The organism is Nocardiopsis potens DSM 45234, from assembly GCF_000341105.1.
GTDB classification, from domain to species: domain Bacteria; phylum Actinomycetota; class Actinomycetes; order Streptosporangiales; family Streptosporangiaceae; genus Nocardiopsis_A; species Nocardiopsis_A potens.
In genome coordinates, this window is the sequence record NZ_ANBB01000002.1 from 1 (window position 1) to 16,285 (window position 16,285).

A 16,285-nucleotide genomic window follows, 5' to 3' on the forward strand; every position below is an offset into this window, starting at 1 on the left:
AGGCTGTGCAGCCGCATCAGGAAGAGGCCTCCTTGATCCGCAGCTCCTCCAGGGCGGTGCGGACCAGTGCCCGCTCCTCGTCGGAGGCGGGGGCGCCGCGCGCCCAGTCGACGAAGTCGAACACCAGGTCGGGTTCGGCGCGGTCGGCGGGCCGGGCCCACCGGCGGTCCTCCGGGTCCGGGGCGCCCTCCGGTTCGAAGACCAGGTGCAGGGTGTGCGGGAAGCGCTCGCGGATCCGCTCCATGGGCCGCTCCGGGCGGACCGGGTCGGTCAGCGCGACCTCCAGCCAGTGCCCGGTGCGCGGCTCCAGCGCGGGGTCGGCGAGCAGGTCCTCCAGCCGGCCGGAGATCCGCGAGACCGGGCGCTCCACCGGGGCCTCGGCGAACTCGGCGCGCACCGCGCCGCCCCGGTCCAGCTCCACGATCCAGGAGCCCTTCACCTGGTGCTCCTCGGAGAAGGAGTAGGCGACCGGGGAGCCGGAGTAGCGGACCCGCTCCGACATGCGCTGGCGGCCGTGCAGGTGGCCCAGGGCGACGTAGTCCGCCCCGTCGTAGAGCGACGCGGGCACGTGCGACGCCCCGCCGACGGAGATGTCCCGCTCGCTGTCGGAGGGGGCGCCGCCGGTGACGAAGGCGTGCGAGAGCACCACCGAGCGGGTGCCGGCCGGGCGGGCGGCCAGGTCGGCGCGGACCAGGTCCATGGCGTGGCCGAGGACGGCGGGGTGGCCGCGCTCGGACAGCCCCCAGTGCGGGCGGGCGAGCTCCGGTTCGAGGTAGGGGATGCCGTAGAAGGCGACCGGCCCGTGCCCGTCCTCGATCAGCACCGGGGCGCCGATGCCGTCCAGGGAGCTGCGCAGGTGCACGCCGGCCGCGTCGATCAGCCCGGAGCCGTAGTCGAGCCGGACCATGGAGTCGTGGTTGCCGCTGATCAGCACGGCCCGGGCGCCGGTGTCCCGGATGCGGCGCAGCGCCTCGTCCAGCAGCCGCACCGCGTCCACCGGGGGCAGGGCGCGGTCGTAGAGGTCACCGGCGACCGCGACCACGTCGACCCGCTCGGCGCGGACCGTCTCCACCAGGTGGTCGATGAAGGCGGCCTGGGCCCCGAGCAGGCTCTCCCGGTGGAAGGTGCGCCCCAGGTGCCAGTCGGAGGTGTGCAAGATCCGCATGATCCGCGAGCGTACTGCAGTTCCGCCCGGCCCTGCGGGGAATCCCGGGCGGCTGTGGACGGCGGGCGGGGCGGGGGCGGGAGGCCGCCCCGGCGCCCCGCCCGCCGTCCGGGTCAGCCGGTCAGCCGGGCCATGGTCAGGCCGTCGCCGATGGGCAGCAGGACCACCTCGACCCGCCCGTCGGCGAGGACGTGGTCGTTGAAGTCGCGGATGCCCTGCACCGCGGCGGAGGTCTGGGCCGGGTCGACGACGCGCCCGTGCGAGAGGGTGTTGTCGGCGAGCAGCACGCCGCCCGGCCTCATCCGGGGGACCAGCTCCTCCCAGTAGCCGATGTAGCCCTCCTTGTCGGCGTCGATGAAGGCCAGGTCGAACGCGTGCCCGGCGGGCAGCGCGCGCAGGGTCTCCAGGGCCGGGCCGATCCGCAGGTCGATGCGGCCGGACAGGCCCGCGCGCTCCCAGTAGCGGCGGGCGATGCCGGTCCACTCCTCGCTGATGTCGCAGGCGAGCAGCGCGCCGGGGGCGTCCGGCAGGGCGCGGGCCAGGCAGATCGAGGAGTATCCGGTGAAGGTGCCGATCTCGACGGCGCTCCGCGCGCCGAGGACCTGCGCCAGCATGGTCATGAACCGGCCCTGCTCGGGGCCGATCTGCATGCCGGCCTGATCGGGGAGGGCGCGCAGCGTCTCCTCCGCGAGGTCGCGCAGGACCGGGTCGACCGGCGTGCTGTGCGCCACCAGGTAGTCGTGGAGCTCGGGCGTCATGGACTCGGTGGTTCTCGTCACAGGGCAATGCTAGTCCCGCGCGCCCCACCGGGCCCAGAGCGATGATCCCGGCGCCGCCGCCGGTTCGGACTGCTCTGCGGCGGCGCCGGGACCGGCGCGGGAGGGGCGGGGTCAGACCTCGGGCAGCAGCGCCGGCCAGTCGAACAGGTAGAAGGCGTAGATGACGATGGCGATGGTCAGCCCGGGGGTGACCACGTTCCGCTCGATCTTGCCGTCGGTCTTGAAGCCGACGTTCTGGCCGACCCGGTAGCCGGTGAACGGCCACAGCAGCGGGACGCCCATGTGGGTGGCCATGTCGCCGATGAAGTGCAGCAGGCAGCCGAAGGCCACCGCGGCGCCCATCCAGGTGTAGTCGGTGCCGGCGCTGTACAGCGAGAGCGTGACGCCCGCGGTGAGCAGCGCGTTGATCACCCCGGCCGCGGTGCGGTTCTTGTCCAGGCCCAGCCCCAGGCCGTTGAAGGCGATGCCGACCAGCAGGAACACGAAGATCTGCACGGCCATTTCGGACCAGAGCGCCAGGCCCTGCGCGATGGCACCCATGAGCAGGGCGAACAGCAGCGAGTGGGTGCCGTTGCGGTGGCCGCCGAACACCCAGTTCATGAAGGCGCCCAGGGTCCGGGTGAGGGCCCCGTAGGTCTGGGTGATGGTGGCGCTCTTGTGGTCGAGGTCGGGGATGAGCGCGGCGCCCGCGCAGACCAGCGCGCCCGCGATGATCTCGCCGGGGCCCATGTGGAAGGTGGTGCCGAGTATTTCGGCGCCGTCCAGCAGAGGAACGACAGCCATCCAGCCGACCGCGCCGCTCAGCGCGTGAGAGTGCCCCATCATGAGCGGAAACGGTAGCGGCCGTCCGCATTCCTGGCGAATCACGGCTGATTATGGCGATTCTTCGGCGGTGTTTCCGTGCGGCTGAATCCGCGCACCGGAATGATAGGCCCGCGGCGAGGGGAACGGGAGGGAAGGATCGTGAACATCCTGTGACGAGGCGGGTGTAAGTCGTTGACGCTTTTCTGCGCACGCTGGTAGACAACCAACTTAACGGGTTTGAGGTCCCCCCGTTTTCCCAGCGTGAAGAGGGGTTGCCGACCATGTCCACCGTAATCCCCCCGACCGCGCCCGCTCCGGGCGCGGACGGCGCGCCGGGCGCTCCCCGAGCGCGCCGGCGCACCGCGACGAGACTCCTCGCCGGCGCCGCCTCCCTCGGCCTGGCCGGCGCCCTGCTGCCCGCCGGGGCCGCCGCGGCCGAGGCCGAGCAGGACACCATGACCGTCGCGATCTCCCAGCCGGTCGACTCGCTGAGCCCCTTCCTCGCCCAGCGGCTGATCAGCACCAGCATCCACAAGATGGTCTACGAGGGCCTCGTCGGCTACGACCCGGAGACCAACGAGCCCCACCCCATGCTCGCCGAGTCCTGGGAGCCCTCCGAGGACGGGCTCACCTGGACCTACACCCTCCGCGAGGGGATGAAGTGGAGCGACGGGGAGCCGATCACCGCCGATGACGCCGCCTGGACCTTCACCACGATGATGGAGGACTCCGACGCGGCCACCGCCAACGGCAACTACGTGGAGAACTTCGAGAAGGCCGAGGCGGTCGACGAGCGCACCCTGGAGGTCACCCTCAAGGAGCCCCAGGCCACCATGCTCTCCATGGACGTGCCGATCCTCCCCGAGCACGTCTGGGCCGAGGCCGGCGACTACGGCGACTTCCACAACGAGGAGTTCCCGGTGGTCGGCAGCGGGCCGTTCACCATCACCGGGCACGAGCCCAACCAGTCGGTCACCATCGAGGCCAACCCCGAGTACTACGACGGCGCCCCGGAGTTCGAGAAGGTCGTCTTCCGCTACTTCTCCGACCAGGACGCCCAGGTCGAGGCGTTGCGCAAGGGCGAGGTCTCGCTGGTCTCCGGCCTCACCCCGGCCCAGGCCGACTCGCTGGAGGGCCAGGAGGGCATCACCGTCAACAAGGCCAGCGGCAAGCGCTTCCAGGCGTTCACCGTCAACCCCGGCGCCGAGACCCAGGACGGCGAGGAGTTCGGCGACGGCCACCCCGCACTGGAGGACAAGACCCTGCGCCAGGCCATCATGATGGCCATCGACAAGCAGGAGCTGGTGGACACCGCCTACGGCGGCTACGCCGAGCCGGCCGAGGGCTACATCCCCTCCCGCTACCCGGACTACTACTGGGAGCCCGAGGGCGACGACCGGCTCCCCTTCGACCCCGACGCCGCCAACGCGATGCTGGACGAGGCCGGCTACGAGGAGGGCGAGGACGGGGTCCGCGAATCCCCCGACGGCGACCGGCTCGAACTGCGCATGCACACGCACAACGACCGGCCGGACTACGTCGCCATGGCGCCGATCATCGTGGAGCGCCTCGCCGACATCGGCATCGAGGTGGAGAACAAGGAGGTCGACCCCGGTGTGCTCAGCGACGCGCTGCACAGCGGCGAGTACGACCTCATCTGGACCGGCTGGTCGGTCAACCCCGACCCGGACTACGTGCTGGGCATCCACACCTGCGACGCGCTGCCCGAGGAGCCGGGCACGATGCGCGGCGACGCCTACTTCTGCAACGAGGAGTACGACGAGCTCTACGCCGAGCAGCTCGCCGCCTACGACGACCCGGAGGGGCGGGCCGAGATCATCAAGCGGATGCAGGCCGTCCTCTACGACGAGGCCGTGGTCGACGTGCTGACCTACGCCGACACGCTGGAGGCCTACCGCTCCGACCAGATCGCCTCGATGCAGCCCCAGCCGGACCCCGGCGGCAACCTCTGGGGCCAGGACGGCCACTGGAGCTTCTCCAGTGCGGTCCCGGCCGAGGGGGGATCCGGCGGCACCGGCCCGTCCGGCGGCGTGATCGCCGGCATCGCGGCGGCCGTGGTGCTGGTCGTCGGCGGGGCCGTGTTCCTGCTGGTGCGGCGCCGCTCGGCGACCGCAGACGACCGCGAATAGCAGAGGCGGCCGCGAACGACTCGGCCGCGCGCCCCGCCCGGCCCCGCCGGGGGCCGGGCGGGGCCCGAGCGAAAGGCCTCCGTTGACCGATACCCAGACCTCCGGGGCGGCGCCGCCCGCCCCGGACGCCGCGCCCGGCCCCCGGCCCAGGGCCGGCCGCGTCCTGCGCTACCTGGGCGGCCGCCTGCTGACCGCCGCGGTCTCCCTGGCCGCGGTGATGGTCACCTCGTTCTTCCTCTTCCGCATCCTGCCCGGCGACCCGGTCGCCGCGATGACCGAGGGCCGCGAGGTCAGCGTCGAGCAGATGGAGGCGCTGCGCCGCGAGTTCGGCCTGGACCAGCCGCTGTGGCAGCAGTTCCTCGACTACTGCGCCCGGATGCTCCGGTTCGACCTCGGGGTCTCCTACGAGTTCCACCGCCCGGTGGCCGAGCTGGTGGCCGAGCGGATCGGCCCCACCGTGCTGCTGGCCGGCACCGGCACCCTGATCGCCGCGGCGCTCGGCCTGGTCCTGGGCACCCGCGCCGCCTGGCGCCGCGGCTCGGCCGGCGACCGGATCAGCTCCTCGGTGGCCCTGCTGCTCTGGTCGGTGCCGTCGTTCTGGCTGGGCCTGCTGCTCATCGTGCTGCTGGCCTCCGGGACCGGCTGGCTGCCCGGCCTCTTCCCCACCGGCGGGATGGTCTCGCCGGGCACCACCGGCGCGCTGGACACCGCGGTCGACGTCGCCCACCACATGGTGCTGCCGGTGGCCACCATGGTCGCCGTGGTCTACGCCCAGTACCTGATGATCATGCGCTCCTCGGTGCTGGACGAGATGGGCGCGGACTACCTCACCACCGCGCGGGCCAAGGGGCTCCGCGACGACCTGGTGCTGCGCCGGCACGCGGTGCCCAACGCGCTGCTGCCCACCGTCACCCTGATCTTCCTCAACCTCGGCCGGGTCTTCGGCGGCGTCATCCTGATCGAGACCGTCTTCGCCTGGCCCGGGCTGGGGTCGCTGTTCTACTCCGGGCTCAAGGTGCCCGACCTGCCGCTGGTGCAGGCCCTGTTCGTCATCTTCGCGGGCGCGGTGATCATCATGAACCTCCTGGCCGACCTGGTCTACCCGCTCCTCGACCCGCGGGTGCGGACGTGACCGCCCCGGCGGCGTCGCGCCGCGCGGTGGTCCGGGCCCGCCGCCGGGCGGCCCTGCGGAAGTACACCCGCTCCTACGCGGAGAACAGGGCCGGGCTGTTCGGCCTGGCCGCACTGGCGCTCGCGGTCCTGGTCGCGCTGGCCGCACCGCTGTTCATCCCGGCCGAGGCGCTCAGCGTCACCGGCGCCCCCGGGGAGCGGTTCGAACCGCCCGACGCGGAGTTCCCGCTGGGCACCGACACCTACGGCCGCTCCGTGCTCGACCTGGTGGTCTGGGGCGCGCGGATCTCGCTGACGGTCGGCTTCCTCGCCGCGGCCGTCTCGGTCGCCCTGGGCACCGTGATCGGCGTCATCGCCGGCCACTTCGGCGGCCTGGCCTCCAACGTGCTGATGCGGATCACCGACTGGTTCCTGGTGCTGCCCACCCTGGTCATGGCGATCGCCCTGGCCGCGGTCATGGAGCGCAGCACGCTCACCATCATCATCGCGATCGGCGTGACCTCCTGGCCGTCCACCGCCCGGATCGTCCGCGCGCAGACGCTGTCGGTGGAGGCCCGGCCCTACATCGAGCGGGCCCGCGCGCTCGGCGGCGGACACCTGCACGTGATGCTCAGGCACGTGCTGCCCAACGTCATGCCGGTGGTGATCGCGCAGACCACGCTGCTGGTCGCGGAGGCGATCGTGATGGAGTCCACGCTGTCCTTCCTCGGCCTGGGCTCGCCGGGCGCGATCTCCTGGGGCGGCATCCTGCAGGACGCCCGCAACTCCGGGGCGATCAGCTCCGGCATGTGGTGGTACATGGTCCCGCCGGGGCTGGCCATCGCCCTGGTCGCCCTCTCCTTCACGCTGTGCGGGCGCGCCCTGGAGGGCGTGTTCAACCCCAGGCTCCGGGAGCGCCGATGACCCTGCTCGAAGTCGAGGACCTGACCGTCTCCTACCGCATCGCCGGAGGGGAGGCGCCCGCGGTGCGCGGCGTCTCCTTCTCCCTGGAGCCCGGCAGCAAGCTGGGCGTGGCCGGGGAGTCCGGGTGCGGCAAGTCCACCGTCGCGCTGGCGCTGCTGCGGCTGCTGCCCAAGACCGCCCGGATCGGCGGGACGATCCGGGTGGACGGCGAGGACGTCCTCGGGATGCGCTGGGGCCGGCTGCGCGCGGTGCGCTGGGCCGGCGCCTCCATCGTCTTCCAGGGCGCCATGCACTCGCTGAACGCGGTGCGCAGGGTCGGCGACCAGATCGCCGAGCCGATCCTGCTGCACGGCACCGCCCCCCGGGCGGAGGTGCCGGAGCGGGTCGGGTCGCTGCTGGAGCGGGTCGGCCTGCCCCGCTGGCGGGCCCGCTCCTACCCGCACGAGCTCTCCGGCGGCCAGCGCCAGCGGGTGATGATCGCGATGGCGCTGGCCTGCGAACCGAAGCTGATCGTCGCCGACGAGCCCACCACCGCCCTGGACGTGATGATCCAGGCGCAGATCCTCCGGCTGATCGACGACCTGGTCGGCGGGCAGGGCATCGGCATGCTGATGATCAGCCACGACCTGGCGGTACTGGCCGACACCTGCGACCGGCTGGCGGTGATGTACGCCGGCCGGATCGTCGAGGAGGGGCCCGCGGCCGCCGTCGTCGCCGACGCCCGGCACCCCTACGGCGCCGCGCTCAGCGCCGCCTTCCCCAGGATCGGCGACCCGGCCTCCCGCCGCGCCCCCCGCGGCCTGCCCGGCGACCCCCCGGACCCGGCCGACCTCCCCGTGGGGTGCTCGTTCCGCCCGCGCTGCCCGGTCGCCGAGGAGCGCTGCGCGGAGGTGGACCCCGTGCTGTACCCGGTGCCGGGCGGCCGCAGCGCCGCCTGCATCAAGGTGCGGGCGGAGGAGCCGGCATGACCCGCCGACCGCCGCGGGCGGCACGGCGGCCGGCCCGGTCCCCCTCCGGCTCCGGCGGGCCGGAGGGGGCCGGTGCCCGGTGCTCCCCGGCGGGGCCGGCGGAGACCGCAGTGACCAGGGGCGGGGCAGAGGAGGAGGCCGGATGACGGTCCGATTGCAGAACGAGGGCGCCGAGGCGGCCGGGGAGACGGCGGCGCCGCCGGTGCTCGCCGCGGCCGGGCTGCGGGTCGCCTTCCCCGGCAGGGGAGGGCGGGGCACCGCGCGCGCCGTGGACGGGGTCGACCTGGAGGTCGGCGCGGGCGAGATCGTGGCGCTGGTCGGCGAGTCCGGCTGCGGCAAGTCGACGCTGGCCCGGGCGCTGCTCGGGCTGGTCCGCCCGACCGAGGGGCGGGTGCTGTTCTCCGGCGAGCCGCTGGACTACCGGAGCCGGGCGCTCAAGCGCTACCGGCACCGGGTCCAGCTGGTCCAGCAGGACCCCAGCGGCTCGCTCAACCCGCGGCACACCGTCTACGAGGCGGTCGCCGAAGGGCTGCGCATCCACGAGGGCGCCACCGCGGAGGAGGAGCGGCGGGTGGCCGACGCGCTGTCCCGGGCCGGGCTGCGCCCGCCGGAGCGCTTCTTCACCCGCTACCCGCACGAGCTCTCCGGCGGGCAGCGGCAGCGCGTGGTCATCGCCGGAGCGCTGATCCTGGACCCCGAGGTCATCGTCGCGGACGAGCCGGTGGCCTCGCTGGACGCCTCGGTGCGCGGCGAGATCCTCCGGCTGATCCTCGACCTCCGCGCCGAGCTGGGCCTGTCCGCCCTGGTCGTCACGCACGACCTCGGCCTGGCCTGGAACATCGCCGACCGGGTCGCGGTGATGTACCTCGGCCGGGTGGTGGAGGTCGGCACGGTCGAGGAGGTGCTCTCCGAACCGCGCCACCCCTACACCAGGGCGCTGCTGTCGGTGCTCCCCGAGTCCGACGCGGGCGAACCGGTGGTGCTGGCCGGAGAGCCGCCGGACCCCACCCGGATCCCGTCCGGCTGCCGGTTCCACGCCCGCTGCCCGGTGCTCGCCTCGGGCGAGGCCGAGCGGGAGGGCATCGCGGACCGCTGCCGCACCGAGGACCCCGGCATCCTCCCCGCCTCCGGCGGGGACCGGGCCGCCTGCCACCACGCCCGCCTGCACGGGTAGGCCGGCCCGGAGCCGGGCCCGGCCGGCACCGCCGCCCGGGGAGCCGCTTCCCGGCCGGTTCGCCGGGGACCCGGCCGAGGACGCGGGCCGGTCTACCCGCCTGCGCGGCCTGTCCGGCCCGCGCCGCCGTCGGTGGAGCGGTTCCGCTTCCGCCGCTCGGCCGAGGCGGTCCGGGCGGGCGCTTCGGCGGACCGGCCGCGGATCGGCGGGCCGCGGCCATCGGGGGAACGGCCGGGCGGGACACACGGGGACGTGCGCCGCGCGGGCCTTCCGGGGACCCCGGTGCGGCCTTCGGCCCCGGTCAGGGCCGGGGGCGGCCGCCGTCCGGCGGGACCAGGAAGTTCCACGCCCCGGGGAGCACCCGCCAGGTGCGGGCGGTGACGCCCTGGCGGACCTCGCCGTCGGAGCTGGTGTTGGCCGGGTCGGTGCGGACCGAGACGGTCCGGGCGCGCAGGTGGCGGACGTCCGGCTCGGCGATGTGCGAGGCGCCGGCCAGGCGCAGCGCGTAGCGGATCCGGCGGCGGAAGCGCAGCGCCCGGGAGACGATCAGGTCCATCGCGCCGTCGTCGGGCAGGCTCTTCGGGGAGAGCTCGGCGCCGCCGCCGATGTAGCGGCCGTTGGCCACCGCGACCATCAGCACCTTGCGGTCCTTCAGCACGGTCCGCCCGTCGGCGGCGATCCGCACCCGGTGCCCGCGGGTGCCCAGCCCGGCCTTGATCGTCCCGGCCGGGTAGCCCGCCGGGCCGAGCACGGCCTTCCACGCCTCGGCGGCCAGCGTGGAGTCGGCCCCCGCGCCCAGGTGCACGGCGTTGACGGTGATCTCCCCGGTGTCGTCGGCGATCAGGTCCAGCCGCCGCTCGGCGCCCTCCCGGAGCAGCGCCGCGGCCTGCACGGGGTCGTCCGGCAGGCCGAGGGTGCGCGCGAAGTCGTTCCCGGTCCCCATCGGGATCAGCCCGACGGTCCGCTCGGCCAGCTCGCCCCGCCGGCGCAGCGCGTTGGCCAGCGCGTGCAGGCTGCCGTCCCCGCCCGCGGCGACCACGGTGCCGTGGCCGAGCTCCAGCGCGTCGTCCAGTTCCTCGGGGGAGGAGCAGTGCGCGACCTCGGCCCCGCCCAGCTCGGCGGCGGCCGCCTTCACCAGGTCGTCGTCGCTGCCGCCCGCGGCGGAGTTGGTGATGACGAGCATGCGGATTCTCCCCCCGCTCTGGAGGGCCCCGCCGGCTACGGGACCCCCGGTCCGGTCCGTCGAGCATATGCGGGTCCGGCTTTCCGCCCCGGGAACCGGGCGCCCGCGGATACGCTCGGCCCCGTGGCCGACATCCATGTACGGGGCGTTCCCGAAGAGACCCTGGAGATCCTGCGGCGGAGGGCCGCCCGGTCGGGGCGGTCGCTGCAGGCCTATGTCCTGCGTGTCCTTGAGAAGGAGGCGGAGGCGCTCTCCCCGGGGGAGGCCGCCGAGCGGGCGCGGGAACTCGCTCCGTGGCCGCGGTGACCGCCGTCGACGTCGTCGGCGCGCTCGCCGCGTCGAGGGAGGAGCGCGGGCGCGGATCGCGGCGGGGTCAAGGGGCGGGGGAGCCGGCTCCGGGGCCCTGAGGCAAGCGGGGCTCCTCCTCCCGCTCCTCGTGCATGACGCGGATCAGTGCGGGCAGGCCGACCAGGAGCGCGTCGAGTTCGGCGGGGGCCATCCGGGAGGTCCAGTCGTCGAACCGGGTGTTGAAGCCGGAGGCCAGACGGGTGCGGACGGCGCGGCCGGCGTCGGTGATGCGCAGGAGCAGCACGCGCCGGTCGGCGGGGTCGCGTTCTCGCTCGACGAGGTCCTGGCCCTGGAGCTCGGCGGCGATCCGGCTGACGCTGCTCTTGTCGAGGCGGAGCCGCTCGGCGAGGGCGCGCTGGGAGAGCGGTCCTGAGACGTCGAGCTCGTAGAGGGCGAACCCCTGGGAGAGGGTGAGCGGCCGGTCCGGGAGGGCCGACTGGTCGGGGTCGAGGAAGCCGCCGGTGCGGACCAGGTCCATGACCAGGGCGTGCAGCCGTGCGGCGGTGGCCTCTCCGGCCGTTTCCTTGTCGGGCATGTCCGGGCTCCTCGAGGGGCAGGGCCAAGAAAGGTTGTGTCGCGCAACCAATTGGCGTACCGTCAAAACAGTTGCACCATACAACTTTCTGGAGGAGTCATGCCGACGACGACCGGAACCGACCCGTCCGGCGGGGGCACCGCTCCCGTCGCTTCGACGCAGGCCCGGCAGCATGCCGACGACGTCCTCTTCGGCGAGCGCGGCAGCAGGATCTACGCCGCGCTCGTCCCCCGGCTGCTGCGCGGCGTGTACCGCAGGTTCGCCGAGGACGTCGCGGACACGGCACCGGACGGCGGTCGGCTGCTCGACGTGGGGACCGGACCGGGCACCATGCTCGGGCAGATCGCCCGGTACCGTCCGGACCTGGAGCTGCGCGGGGTGGACCCGGCACCGGGGATGGTGGCCGAGGCGGGCCGCCGGCTGGGGCCGCTGGGCGCGGGGGCCCGGGTCCTCCAGGGCTCCTCCGGGGACCTGCCGTTCCCCGACGCCTCGTTCGACGTGGTGCTGTCCAGCTTCAGCCTGCACCACTGGGGCGATCCGGCGGCGGCCGTGCCCGAGCTCCACCGGGTCCTGCGGCCCGGCGGGCGGCTGGTCGTCTACGACGTCCCGCGGGCCCCGTTCCGGATCCTCGACCGGGCGGCGAAGGAGCAGGGGCTGTTCACCGGAGGAACGGCCCGGAGCACGCTGATCCGCACCTCGAACCCGATCGCCCCGGCGGTCGTCCGGTTCGTCCGCACCGCCGTCCCGCTGGACTGACGCCCGGCGCGGACGGGCCCGGGGAAGGGCGCTCGCGGGCCGTCCGCCCTCCGAGGGCGGCGTTCCGGGCAGAGGGCCGGAGGAGCGGAGGGCGCCGCATCCGCCGGGCGCGCCCGCGGGACCGGGCCCGTCCGCGCCGGCGGCCCGCCGCCCGGGGAGGGGAGAAGAGACGGCCCCGGCAGTCCGGGCCGGGGCCGAGGGGCGGGTCAGGAGCCGTCGTCCTCCGCGGCGCCGCCCGGGGTGAACCGGAGGACCTGCGGGTCGTGGTCGCTGACCTGGTCGTGGAACTCGGAGTTGATCCGGACGATCTCGTACTCGGCGGTGCCGGCGGAGGCCCCGCCGATCAGGATGTGGTCGAGCGACTGGGAGTTGCCGTCGAACACGTAGTTGTACCGTTCCTCGGCGGGCAGCTCCTCCATCGGGTTGTGCAGGCCGCCGCCGGTGAGCACGGTGAGGGTGTCGGAGAACCAGAAGTCGTTGAGGTCGCCCATCACCACGACGTCCGCCTCAGGGTCGGCGGCGTGCAGCTCGTCGGCGAAGGAGCGGACCAGCTCGGCCTGGGCGTGCCGCTGCTCCTCGGTGGTCCGCCGCGGCGGCTGGGTGAGCCCGTGCAGCGGCTGGTCGCCGCCCTTGGAGGAGAAGTGGTCGGTCACCACGAACACCCGGCGCCCCTCGAACTCGAACTCGCCGACCAGCGGCTTGCGGGTCTCCCGCCAGGCCTCGTCGGCGGGGGCGATCCGGCCCGGGGAGACGCTGAGCTCCGGCCCGTCGGCGCCGTCCACCACCTCCACCGGGGTGGTGGCGTCGCCGCCCTCCCGGTCGGTGAAGGAGACCCGCTCGGGGTCGAACAGGAACACGTTGCGGATGTTGCCGCCGGGCTGCCCGCCGTCCGCGCCGTCCTCCGGGTCGATCTGCCGCCACCGGTAGTCGGGGCCGCCCGCGGCGGAGACCGCGTCGGTCAGCCGCTTCAGCGTCGCCTCGGGTGTGACGGTGCCGTCGTCGTCCGGGCCGCTGTCGTCCTGCACCTCCTCCAGGCCGATCACGGCGGGCGCGGCGAGGTTGTCCACGATGCCCTCGGCGAGCCGGTCGAACACCTCCTGCTCGGCGCCGGCCGACAGGTTCTCCACGTTGTAGGTGGCCACCGAGAGCTCCCCGTCCTCCGGCTCCTCGGCGCGGGGCCGCTCCAGGCCGCCGTCGACGTGCTCGCCCACCTCGGCGGCCTTCACCAGGTAGCCGCCGTAGGAGGAGTAGTACAGCGGCCCCCGGGTCGTCCCCGCCAGCTCGTCGCCGACGTTCGCCTCGGGCACCTCGTCCGGGTCGAGCGGCTCGACCTTGAGCCGGCCGCCGTTGGGGTCGTCGTAGGAGTTGTAGGCGGTCCCGCCGCGCGGCGTCGGGTTCTGCTCCGGCTCGGTGGTGACCCACAGGGCGCCGTAGGAGTCGGTGGGCCCCACCACCCGGGCGTCGGCCACCTCGACCAGCATGTGCTCGGAGGCCTCCCAGAAGTCGAGGGTGTAGGCCTCCGGATCGAGCTCCAGGCCGCCGATGTCCTCGCCCTCGGGGGCGTAGGCCTCCGGGAGCGTGCCGGGGGCGAGCCGCACCGCGGCCGGCGGCTCGGCGCCGCTCCCGCGGACCTCCCAGTCGGCCCGGGAGATCTGGGTGACGGTCTGCGCGCCGTCGGCGGGGGAGTACTCGTCCACCGTCCCGGTCACCGCGACCTCGTCGCCGGGGGAGACCTCCGGGGTGGCGTCCCCGGTGTAGACGAACAGCGCCTCGCTGGTCCGCGGGTCGCCGTCGCCCTCGGCGTCCTGGAACCAGAAGCCGCGGACCGAGCCGGAGCCGGCGACCGCGGTGACCACCCCGGGCACGTCGGAGACCTGCCGGTCGGCGTAGGGCGAGGTGCGGGTGGTGCCCTGGATGTCGTGGATGCGCACGTCCGCGGTGTCGGCCGCGGCGGTTCCGGCGGGCGCGGCGAGGGCGGCGGCCGCCGCGACCGCCGCACCGGCGCGCAGCGCGCGGCGCCGGCCGGGGGGAGGCGTGAGGCGGGAGAGGGGGAGGAAGGGGAGCGCGGTTCTCGGTGAGCGGGACACTCCTGCGCCTTTCCGGTTGCGGTCGAAGGGGGCTCCGATGATGCCGGAACCCCGTTACCGCCGGGAAGACCGGGAGTGAACGCGTCTTTCCCCGGAGCGCGGATCCGAAGCGGGGAGGGCGGCGGAAGGCCGGTCGCTCCGGCTCCGCGGTTCCGGGATCCGGATCCCGGAACCGGTTCCTTCCAGCAGGTCCGCGGGGGCCGGAGCGCGGCCCGCCGCCTCCGGGGCCAGGGGGCCGGAACCCGGCGGCCGGGCGGGGCCGCCGGAGGGATCCGCCCCGCCCCGTCCGGAACCGCCCGGCCGCCCCGGGGCCGCCGGCGGGGAGGCCCGCCGCAAGACCGCCAGGGGAGGGGCGGCCGGCGGACGGAGTCCGCGCCGGGAAGGCAGGGGCGCGGCCTTGCCTCCGGTGCCCCGCGCGGTGATCGTGGAGGGGCCGGAGCGGCGGGAGGAGGAGAGCGTGGGCGGAGCCTCGGCGGGGGCCTGGAGTGCGCTGGCGCGCGTCGCGGTGATCCTGCCGGTCGCCGTGGTGCTGGCCGCGGCGCTGGCGGCCGGGGCGGTCTACGCGTTCCAGCGGTCGGTGATCTACTTTCCCGGCGACCGGGAGGTCCCGCCCATCGCCGGGCGCGTCGCCGGCGCCCGCGACGTCGAGCTGCGCACCGAGGACGGGCTGCGGCTGGGCGCCTGGTTCCTGCCCGCCCAGGGGGCCGGCCGGGACACCGCGGTGCTGGTCGCCAACGGCAACGCGGCGGACCGGGAGAACCGGCTCCCGCTGGCCGAGGCGCTCACCGCGGAGGGCTTCTCCGTCCTCCTCTTCGACTACCGCGGCTTCGGCGGCAACCCGGGCAGCCCCTCGGAGGAGGGCCTCGCCGCCGACGCGCGGGCCGCGCAGCGCGCGCTCGAAGAGGAGCTGGGATTCCCGCCGGAGCGCACCGTCTACTTCGGGGAGAGCATCGGCACCGGCGTCGCGTCCCGGCTCGCGGTCGAGCGGCCGCCGGCCGCCCTGCTGCTCCGCTCCCCGTTCACCGGCCTGGCGGCGCTGGGCCGGCACCACTACCCGCTGGTCCCGGTCGGGGCGCTGCTCCGGGACCGCTACCCCGTCGCGGAGAACGTCGCCGCCCTCGACGCCCCGGTGACCGTGGTCTACGGGGAGGAGGACGCCGTCGTGCCGCCGGAGCAGAGCCGCCGGGTCGCGGCCTCCGCCGCCGAGCCGTACGCCGAGGTGGCGGTGGCCGGGGCCGGCCACAACGATCCGGTGCTCTTCGACGGGGAGGAGCTCGTCGCGGCGGTGGTCGCGCTGGCCGACCACGCGGTCCGCTGAGCCGCGGCACGGCGCTCCGCCGCGGGGCGGCCCGCTCCGGCCGCTCCCGGATCAGGGCGAAGTGCTGCGCGGACGGGCGGCCGTACGGCACCATGGAGCGGGTGGACGCCCAACATGTCGCGCTGCTGCGCGAGCTCCTGGCCTCGACGCCGTGGGTCGAGCGCACCGAGGACTTCGCCCGTGCGCTGCGCCGGACGAACACGCCCGGCGGGCTGATGCTGCTGGGCACCCCGGAGGACGAGCCGTGGCACCTCGCCGCCCATTTGGGCGATGAGGCCCGCTTCTCCGGCCTGCCCCAGCTCGCCCCCAGCCTGGTCCGGTGGAACCCGCCGCCCGGTGCGCCGCCGCACCTGGCCATCGGCCTGGACCGGCTGGCCGGCGCGGGCCGGGGCCAGACCCTGTTCGTGGTCAACGACGCGCCCGAGGCGCCGATCCCGCTCCTGGAGCGGGTGGACGACGCCCGGCGCTCCGGCGCCACCGTCCTCGCCCTGGACCACGGCGACCGCGAGCTGGAGATGCTGGCGCACGACGCGATCAGCCTGGAGCCGGGGCGCTCCCCGGTCACCTTCGAGGGGCTGCAGCACCTGGTGAGCACCGCCGCCGGGCGCGTCGAGGACCGCCGCAAGGGCGGTTTCCGGGAGCGGCTCTCCCGCTTCCTCGACGTGGTGAGCGGTCCCCGGCACCCGGACTGACCCTTCCTCCGGCGCGGCCCCGTCCGGGGCGCCGCTCCGGCCGGCCCGCGGCTACCAGTCGTCGCGGTTCTCCGCGTCCTCGCCGTCGTCCCAGGCCTCGTTCCGCTCGGCGACGGTCTGCAGGGCGCGCACGGCGGAGTCCTCGTCGGCGTAGGGGCCGAGGCGGTACTTGTCGGGGCAGCCGGGGCCCTTCTCCGGGGCATCGTGCTTCAGGCAGTACCACCAGCGCTGGTCATCGGGGAGATCCATCGGGTTCGCAGGCATCGTCACGCTCCCAACCGAGATGAGGAGC

General features: G+C 74.8%; 16 protein-coding genes. 9 read left to right on the top strand and 7 right to left on the bottom strand.

Translation table 11 applies throughout. The features are described 5' to 3' along the window. Positions 1 to 16: 16 nt before the first annotated feature. The 3 genes from D459_RS0100350 to D459_RS0100360 all read right to left on the bottom strand — a co-directional run bounded on the left by D459_RS0100350 (position 17) and on the right by D459_RS0100360 (position 2,769). Positions 17 to 1,165, bottom strand: coding sequence for an exonuclease SbcCD subunit D (locus tag D459_RS0100350; protein WP_017590990.1), 1,149 nt, complete (start codon positions 1,163 to 1,165; stop codon positions 17 to 19). A gap of 113 nt (positions 1,166 to 1,278) precedes the next feature. Next, entirely contained in the window at positions 1,279 to 1,944 is a 666-nt protein-coding gene (locus D459_RS0100355) for an O-methyltransferase (RefSeq protein WP_026119922.1), read from the bottom strand. 111 nt (positions 1,945 to 2,055) lie between these two features. Then, a complete protein-coding gene (locus D459_RS0100360; RefSeq protein WP_017590992.1) occupies positions 2,056 to 2,769 on the bottom strand; it encodes a metal-dependent hydrolase in 714 nt (237 codons plus the stop codon). A gap of 260 nt (positions 2,770 to 3,029) precedes the next feature. On the opposite strand from D459_RS0100360, the gene D459_RS0100365 reads away from it, so the two are divergent. From D459_RS0100365 to D459_RS0100385, 5 genes are all read left to right on the top strand, one after another. Then, positions 3,030 to 4,898, top strand: a complete 1,869-nt coding sequence (locus D459_RS0100365; protein ID WP_017590993.1) for an ABC transporter substrate-binding protein — start codon at positions 3,030 to 3,032, stop codon at positions 4,896 to 4,898. An 82-nt stretch (positions 4,899 to 4,980) separates the two neighbouring features. After that, complete coding sequence (locus D459_RS0100370) at positions 4,981 to 6,030, top strand: ABC transporter permease (protein WP_017590994.1); 1,050 nt, start codon at positions 4,981 to 4,983, stop codon at positions 6,028 to 6,030. After that, positions 6,027 to 6,932 carry an ABC transporter permease gene (locus tag D459_RS0100375; protein WP_017590995.1) on the top strand — a complete coding sequence of 302 codons (906 nt, stop codon included), beginning with the start codon at positions 6,027 to 6,029 and terminating at the stop codon, positions 6,930 to 6,932. The genes D459_RS0100370 and D459_RS0100375 overlap by 4 nt, the downstream gene beginning before the upstream one ends. After that, positions 6,929 to 7,900 carry an ABC transporter ATP-binding protein gene (locus tag D459_RS0100380; protein ID WP_017590996.1) on the top strand — a complete coding sequence of 324 codons (972 nt, stop codon included), beginning with the start codon at positions 6,929 to 6,931 and terminating at the stop codon, positions 7,898 to 7,900. Before D459_RS0100375 ends, D459_RS0100380 begins: the two co-directional genes overlap by 4 nt. 142 nt (positions 7,901 to 8,042) lie before the next feature. Continuing rightward, positions 8,043 to 9,074, top strand: a complete 1,032-nt coding sequence (locus tag D459_RS0100385) for an ABC transporter ATP-binding protein (protein WP_026119923.1) — start codon at positions 8,043 to 8,045, stop codon at positions 9,072 to 9,074. Positions 9,075 to 9,375: 301 nt separating this feature from the next. Here the strand turns inward: D459_RS0100385 and D459_RS0100390 are convergent, their stop codons facing one another. Continuing rightward, the gene (locus D459_RS0100390) at positions 9,376 to 10,257 is read right to left on the bottom strand and encodes a diacylglycerol/lipid kinase family protein (RefSeq protein WP_017590998.1); all 882 of its coding nucleotides are present in this window, start codon (positions 10,255 to 10,257) and stop codon (positions 9,376 to 9,378) included. Positions 10,258 to 10,380: 123 nt separating this feature from the next. Between D459_RS0100390 and D459_RS36455 the strand changes: the two genes are divergently transcribed. After that, positions 10,381 to 10,563 (top strand): FitA-like ribbon-helix-helix domain-containing protein, encoded by a 183-nt coding sequence (locus tag D459_RS36455; protein ID WP_017590999.1) that lies wholly within the window; start codon positions 10,381 to 10,383, stop codon positions 10,561 to 10,563. A gap of 67 nt (positions 10,564 to 10,630) precedes the next feature. Here D459_RS36455 and D459_RS33410 read toward each other — a convergent pair whose 3' ends face one another. Further along, positions 10,631 to 11,140, bottom strand: coding sequence for a MarR family winged helix-turn-helix transcriptional regulator (locus D459_RS33410; RefSeq protein ID WP_017591000.1), 510 nt, complete (start codon positions 11,138 to 11,140; stop codon positions 10,631 to 10,633). 99 nt (positions 11,141 to 11,239) lie between these two features. On the opposite strand from D459_RS33410, the gene D459_RS33415 reads away from it, so the two are divergent. After that, on the top strand, positions 11,240 to 11,896 hold the full coding sequence (locus tag D459_RS33415; RefSeq protein ID WP_017591001.1) for a class I SAM-dependent methyltransferase: 657 nt from the start codon (positions 11,240 to 11,242) through the stop codon (positions 11,894 to 11,896). Between the two features lie 206 nt (positions 11,897 to 12,102). Here the strand turns inward: D459_RS33415 and D459_RS0100410 are convergent, their stop codons facing one another. Further along, on the bottom strand, positions 12,103 to 13,983 hold the full coding sequence (locus D459_RS0100410) for an endonuclease/exonuclease/phosphatase family protein (RefSeq protein WP_017591002.1): 1,881 nt from the start codon (positions 13,981 to 13,983) through the stop codon (positions 12,103 to 12,105). Between the two features lie 406 nt (positions 13,984 to 14,389). Between D459_RS0100410 and D459_RS0100415 the strand changes: the two genes are divergently transcribed. Together D459_RS0100415 and D459_RS30305 are read left to right on the top strand one after the other, a co-directional pair. Further along, a complete protein-coding gene (locus D459_RS0100415) occupies positions 14,390 to 15,301 on the top strand; it encodes an alpha/beta hydrolase (RefSeq protein ID WP_017591003.1) in 912 nt (303 codons plus the stop codon). 92 nt (positions 15,302 to 15,393) lie between these two features. Beyond that, the gene (locus tag D459_RS30305; RefSeq protein ID WP_017591004.1) at positions 15,394 to 15,993 is read left to right on the top strand and encodes a hypothetical protein; all 600 of its coding nucleotides are present in this window, start codon (positions 15,394 to 15,396) and stop codon (positions 15,991 to 15,993) included. 51 nt (positions 15,994 to 16,044) lie between these two features. Here D459_RS30305 and D459_RS0100430 read toward each other — a convergent pair whose 3' ends face one another. Beyond that, positions 16,045 to 16,242 carry a hypothetical protein gene (locus tag D459_RS0100430; RefSeq protein WP_017591005.1) on the bottom strand — a complete coding sequence of 66 codons (198 nt, stop codon included), beginning with the start codon at positions 16,240 to 16,242 and terminating at the stop codon, positions 16,045 to 16,047. Positions 16,243 to 16,285: the final 43 nt, after the last annotated feature.